This window comes from Sebaldella sp. S0638, assembly GCF_024158605.1.
GTDB lineage: Bacteria > Fusobacteriota > Fusobacteriia > Fusobacteriales > Leptotrichiaceae > Sebaldella.
Map to the genome: position 1 here is coordinate 1 of NZ_JAMZGM010000162.1, position 7,338 is coordinate 7,338.

General features: G+C 31.0%; 4 protein-coding genes. 2 read left to right on the forward strand and 2 right to left on the reverse strand.

Annotated elements, in window-relative coordinates; translation table 11 throughout:
• The coding region (locus NK213_RS18370) for a hemagglutinin repeat-containing protein (protein WP_253351946.1) at positions 1-5,826 on the forward strand (5,826 nt) is incomplete at its 5' end.
• A 12-nt stretch (positions 5,827-5,838) separates the two neighbouring features.
• Positions 5,839-6,525: a hypothetical protein gene (locus tag NK213_RS18375; protein WP_253351948.1), complete on the forward strand. Its 687-nt coding sequence runs from the start codon at positions 5,839-5,841 to the stop codon at positions 6,523-6,525.
• Positions 6,526-6,571: 46 nt separating this feature from the next.
• Here NK213_RS18375 and NK213_RS18380 read toward each other — a convergent pair whose 3' ends face one another.
• Positions 6,572-6,874, reverse strand: coding sequence for a hypothetical protein (locus NK213_RS18380; protein ID WP_253351950.1), 303 nt, complete (start codon positions 6,872-6,874; stop codon positions 6,572-6,574).
• Positions 6,875-6,918: 44 nt separating this feature from the next.
• Positions 6,919-7,338, reverse strand: a 420-nt coding sequence (locus NK213_RS18385) for a hypothetical protein (protein WP_253351952.1), incomplete at its 5' end; no start/stop codon positions are given.

Genomic DNA, 7,338 nt, shown 5'->3' on the forward strand with positions numbered 1-7,338 from the left:
TTAAAAGGAAGTAATAATATAAATAACCAGGGAATAATAGCTTCCAAAAATATAGAAATAACAACACCGGTATTAACAAACAGCGGACAGATACTGGCAGAAGAAGCAATAACAGCGAATAATACAAGTTTGAATAATACAGGAAAACTGGCTTCAAATGGAAGTATAAATTTAAATAACTCATCATTAATAAATAGAAATTCTATAGAGTCAGTAACAATAAATTTACAAAACTTATTTAGTTATGCGAATGACAGTGTAACAGGACTGATAAAAGGTAACAATATATATTTGAGTACAGCGGGTAATTTGCTACTTGAAGGAAAAATCCAAGGAATAGATAATTTAATAATATCAGGACTTAATATAACCAATAATGGAAATACAATAAGTTCAGGATTACTAAGATTATCAGGAAATGACATAACTAATAACATAACAATATCAGCAAGTAATGTAGAATTATTGGCAACAGGAAAGATATTAAATAATTCCATGATAGAAGGGGAGACAGGTAAATTATCTGGAAATAATATAACAAACAAGGATTTGATAATATTCCTTGATAAGCTTGATATAGAAGGAACAAAATTAATAAATAAGGAAGCTTCAATATACAGCGATAATGAGTTAAATATATCTACAGGAGATGTAGATAATACAGGCGGAGAAATAGTAGGTCAGAGCGAATTAAATATAACAGGTTTTAATTTACTAGATAATACAAAGGGGATAATAGACAGCAGAGGAAATATATTGTTAAGCGGAAATAAACTTTTAAACAGCGGCGAAGTATCAGGGCAGTATAGACTTTACTGGAAGACATGGGATGGACAGTATATTTATGAAAGTGTATGGCGGAACCTTGATGATGGATATGCCCAGACAGGGAACAGCAGTTTAATAACAGAACTGGATAATTGGAAAGTATTGGATAATTATAAAAGTGCTGTTGATTATGATAATGCCTATGAAAAGGTACTAGATAATAATTCCTCAAATCCATATAATTTTTATTATTCAGGAATAACAGTACCAAATGTAGGAGATTCAACAACGGAATATAGTACAAAGGTATTAGAAGGATATGTTGATACAAGTAAACTGGTAACAGAGGGTGGAAGAATCCTGTCAGGTGGGAATTTAACATTAGATGTAAAAGAAATAGAGAATAGAAATTCAAAAATAAGTGCCGGAGGAACCTTACGAATAACAGATAAGGTAGAGAAAATAGAGAATGTAACAGATGTAGCGACAATAAAAGTATATGATGGAAATGAAACGGTGAAGTTTTTTGAAACATATGCAAGTACAGGTGGGTCTCATACAATAACTTATTATAATGCAAAAATAGACAGGGGATTATCTGGAACTTCAAGAGATTACAATATAGCAGACAGTGTATCAGTAATAGAGGGAAATAATGTTATAATAGAAGGGACACCAACAATAAATAACGGTTATGATTACAGTAAAATAGGGACAGGAATAGTAGTAGACCCGAGTACAATAACATCTAAAGATGTTGATGTAGATCTATATTATGATCCTGTATCAGTACATGTAGACAGAACAGCAGTAATAGATATAATAACGACAGGCACAATACCATTTAATCCGGGGGTATTTACAAGCTCACAAAGTAAATTATTTACAGAGAGTAAAGACCCGAATTCAAAATATTTACTGGAAACAAGAAGTCAGTATATAGATTTATCAAGATTCTTTGGAAGTGATTATTTCTTAAGTAAAATAGGATATAATGAATCAAAGGACTGGAATATGGCCAGAAGGTTAGGAGATGCTTATTACGAGACGAAATACATGAATAATCTTCTATTAGAAACATTAGGGACAAGATTCATAAATGGTAAGGCAGATACAGAATTAATGAAAGAAATGCTTGATAATGCAGTATCGACAAGCGGAGACTTACAGTTAACAATAGGAGTAGCTTTAACAGGAGATCAGATAAAAGCTTTAAAAAGTGATATAATCTGGTATGTAGAGCAGGAAGTAAACGGAGAAAAAGTGTTGGTACCACAGGTATATTTAAGCCAGGCAACACTGGAGAATATAAAGAGCCCAACGACAACAATATCAGCACAGGAGACGTTGGCAATAAATAGTAGTACACTAACAAATCAGGGAAGACTTTCAGGAAATACAGTATATGTAAATACAGATAATCTGATAAATAAGAGTGTAGGTTCATTAACAGCTGAGATAACAGGGACAAATATCCAAATAGATGCAAAAAATGATATACTGAATATAGGAGCAGTAATATCAGCAAAAGAAGACTTAATGTTAACAGCTGGAGGAACAATAAGTAATGTAACCACTGGAGTGGAAATAACAGAACATGACAGACTGGAAGGAAAAGAGAGAACAAGAGTATATGATGATATTCAGAATGTAGGAGTAATAAGTTCAGGAAATACAACATATATAGAAGCAGATAAATATGTGTCAAGAGGAGCAGTAACAGAATCAGGAGGAACAACATATATAGAGGCTAATGATGTAAATATAAATACAATAGCTTTAAAAGATTATGAGAGAACAGAAGAAAATCATGGGTATGATTTATACAGAACAACAGAGAAGTTAGGCTCAGAAGTAACCGGGCTTGATAATGTAATAATAAATGCTGGAAATGATATAAATATAAAGGGAAGTACAGTAGCATCAGACGGAACGGTTCAGTTAACAGCAGGGAATGACATAAATATAGAGAATGATAAAAATACAATGTATACAGAATCGAAGAGAGATAAGAAAGGAACATTCTCGAGTTATTCAAAATTGGAGACTAATTATCAGGAGAGTGCAGTAGCAAGTACAGTAATAGGGAATAATGTAATATTAGATGCAGGAAATGACGCTAATATAAAGGCATCAAATGTAATAGCAGTGAAGAATGATGATATTCAAAGTAGTGGCGGAAATATAATAGTAACAGCCGGAAATGACATAAACATAACAACAGATGATATGAATAATGAATATTATTTAAAGGAAAAGAAAAGTGGCTGGAGTGCTTCAGCTTCAATGAGTGGGGGAGGAGCATCAGCAGGAGTGACTTACAGTAGTACAAGCCTTGAGAATACAAGAAATATTACAACAGTAGCAGTATCAAGCTTAATGTCAGAAGGAAGTACTTTATTATCAGCAGGAAATAAAGTGAAAACAGAAGCAATGCAGGCTAATGTCGGAGAAGACATGATTATCAGAGGGGTAAACGGAGTAGAATTATTAGATGCCCAGGAAGTATATAATGAAAAAATAAAACAGGAAAGTAAGAGTGTAGGAATAACAGCAAGTGTAGGTTCAACAATAACAGGTTTTATAAGTTCGGTAGATGAAAAATCACAAAATAATGGGAAATATGGATTTGGTAATAAGTCAGAACTTATAAATAGTTATGGTGATGGTTTAGACGTAGCAAGACAGGGAATAAAGGCAGGCTCAGATTTATCTCAGTTAGTAGTCGATGGGATGAAGGGAAGTTATGGTTCACTGGCAGGATACGGAGTAACAGCAAATGTATCTGTAAATATAAATAAAAGTAAATATGAGTCAAATACAAGTGGCACAAATTCAGTAGCAGGAAATATAAATGTAGGTGGAAATCTTGTAATATCATCAGAAGGGGATGTAAAACTTGTAAATCAAAAAGTGAATGTTGGAGAAAATATAATAGTAGATGCAAAAAGCTTTGAAGCATCAGCAGGAAAAAATACTTATAATAATACAACAAACTCAAGTTCACAGGGAATGTCAGCCGGATATGATTTTACAGGAGGAACAGTAACAGGAGGAATAAACGGAAGTAAAGGAAGCAGTAATTCATCATCAGTCTATTATGATAATACAGTAATAAATGCAGGAGGAACATTTCAGCTAACAACAAAAGAAGATGCAACATTTAAGGGAGCCAATGTAACAGCAGATAAAATAGACTTTGAAATAGGCGGAAATCTGAATGTAATATCATTACAGGATGAATACAAGCTGAATGGAGAAAATAAGAGTGGTGGATTGAATTATGGTCATACAGAACAAAGTGACGGAACAGGCTATAATTCAGTATCAGGAAGTGCAAGTTATGGGGAAAGTAAAGGAGATAGCAAGTGGGTAAATAATCAGACTAGTATAATAGCAGAAAATGGAGGAAGTATAAAGGTTGGAGAGACTTTAACTAATGTGGGAGCTATTATAGGAAGTATGAATGATGGCATGAGAATTGAAGCAAAAGAAGTAGTAGTAGAGAATTTAAAAGATCATGATAATGGAGAAAATTACAACGTAGGTCTAAGTGGAGTAGACAGAAAAAATACCGTACCACAGACAGAGTTACAATATGGAAGTCATGATAAGGAACAGGATACAAATGCAACTTTTGTTAATACAGTGGTAGTAGAAAACGGACAGGAGATAAATCTTGAAGAAAGAGGAATAAATACAGACATAAATAAGGCACAGGTAATAACAAAAGATGATGTGGTTGAGCAGATAGATACAGTTCTTCATACAGATTTATTGAATAAAGAAAAACAAAAAGATTTACTGAATGATTTAAATACTATTGGAGAAAATTCAGAAATAATAGTAGATTCAATAGGAACGAAATTGAATAATAATAAAAATGGTGATCCTAATGCTGGAATGGGAGATTTAGAAAAACAGTCTTTAGCAAATATAACAAAAGCAGTAGAGCAAGTAGTTAAGAATAAAGAAAATTTAGTATTATCAGAAGCAGATAGAGAAAATAAGGAAAAGTTAAAAGAAACGATAAAAGATAAATATGCAGATTATGGAGTAACAGATGTTGTTATAATAAAAGATGGAGAATTATTGATGGGGGAAGACGGGGAGATGTATTCAGTAAATGGAGCATTTTCAAGAGATGGGATTGTTTATATAACAGAAAGCACAGCGAATGGCTCTTTAAAAGATTTGAATAGAGTAGTAGGAGAAGAAGTAGGGGAAATATATGCTCAAAATAATGGACTTGAAAATTGGAATAACAAAGGCCAACAAATAGGAGAAATCTTTGGAGAAAAAATATCAGAGGGAGTTGAGACCTCAAATTCAAAAAATAATTTAAGTTCAGATGAAGTTGATCTAAGTGGAGTAATTATAGCAGGCACTCAGAGAAAGACAGAGCCCGGAGTTTGGTTAGTTATAGATGGAGATTCTTCTAAGCCAATATCAGATTTAGTTGTACTAGCACTTAGAGCTAAAGGAGCTAAAGATGGGCTTGAAAATGCTACTGACAATATTTTATATTATTTATCAGGTCAAGGAGGCACTAAGGAAGTTCCTATGAATTGGTATTTGAATTCAGAAATTGGAAAGCAAGCGATAACTGATATTAAATGGAAAGTATTTGATGATATTGATTATAATTCTTTAGAAAAACTTAATATTGGTGGGAATCTTTCATATTTCAATTCTGTAGATGGCAAAAAATCAGTAAAAGTATATCCAAAACCAAAAATAGATGCAGATTTATTTTATTCAATGGGACCACATGACATAGATTATAGTAGAGGTACCTATATTAAAAAAATCGGTGAGAATAAATATGAATTAAAATCCCAAATTGATTATACTGTGAGAGATGAGTATGATTGGCATGCAGGGAAGTCTATACAAGAATATGGAGTAAAAATAGATGATTCTCTAATGAAGAATTATGAAGATTTTGGAGCTAAGACTTTTCAGATGAGAGGTAATTATAAAATTGAATTTACAGCAATTTTTGAAATGAGAAATGGTATTCCAGTTACCACTACAAATTATACAAGAGTAAAATGATAGGAGGATGTTTTGAAAAAAATATTATATATAGTATTTACGTTTATAATTATAATAATTTCTTTACAAGTGGTGACATATTTAAAATTGGATTTGGACTATAAGGAAAGAGTTGAAAAGCTTGATGAAATAGAACAAGTGTTTAATGACTATAGGTCTATAATTTATTTAGAATATGCTCCAACTTTATTCGATGTATCGAATAGAGGGGGATATGAACGAATGACAACATTGGACAATGTCTTCTATAAAGAAGCAGAAGTAAATTTAATGAGGTTTAAAAATAAAATTGTGAAGATAAATAACAAGATTTATTGTCAAACTGAAAAAGATAATATTAATAATCGTAATGAATGCTTTAATATGTTTACCCAAATTACTATGGAACGTTTAGAAACATTAGATAAAAGAATATTGAAGGGCAATATTAAGGAAATAAAATATACAAAGAATGGTCAAATATTATGGGTATTAAGAGTATCGAAAGAGCATTCTTATGAATTAGAGTTATCAGAAAATTTGATTGAAAGATTGAATTCTTGGTATTCTTTAAGAATATCTGATAAAATTTATGGAAAACTAACGGATGAGGAATACAATGCGGTATTTAACATAAAAAATCTAAGTTATAATGATAAAAACTATAAAGAGATAGAATTTTTAAAAAAAATAATTCCATTTATAGAATTTTCCATATAAGAGATTTTATTAATATGTAATAAATATTAGAAATGCTGATATTAAATCAGCATTTTTTAGTAAACAAAGAATAAAAATTTTCAAGTTCCAAAAATAGATTATTTTCAATATCTTCCTCAAATTTCTCCATAATCTCAAAAGTAGTCCTAGGCATGAATTTACTGAAATCATTTCCAAGATAACTATCAGACAAGGAAGAAGTAATAGGAATTCCGTCCACAACAAGAAATTTTCCAACAGCAGTATCTAAAATAAAGTATCCATGATATTCTTTAATCCCTAATTTTGTCATCATATTTTTAATTTTCTGTGACTTTTCAAAAAGTTCCTTTATTTTATTTTCGGTCATTAATAACTCCTAAAAATAGATTTTTTTGTAAAAAAAGTAAAAATTCAGCTTGCAAGTTTAAAAATATTTGGTTTACTAAAATAGCTGTAAGGATTGTATTTACTATCATAGTAAGCGAAATATCTTCTGTAAATTGTGGACAGTGATAAAAAGCGTTGACCCCCACTTCCACCAATAGTATCACGGTCCACAAGACCAAAAAATTTTAGCTTAATATTAATAGTTTCTTTATAAATAATAATTTCTTCAACAAATGTTTGAAGAAATTGTTTTTTTATAGAGATATTTTGACTGTCTAATGCATCAGCTAATTTTTTAACATAAGAAGAGATATCCTTGACATTAATGTTTTTCGTGTTATTAAGGTTCTCCTGTATCCTTATTTTTTCAATTAATTCAAGTTCTAAAGCATCATTTTTATTTTTAAATTCTTCTTCTGTAATAAATCCGTCTAAAAATAGTGT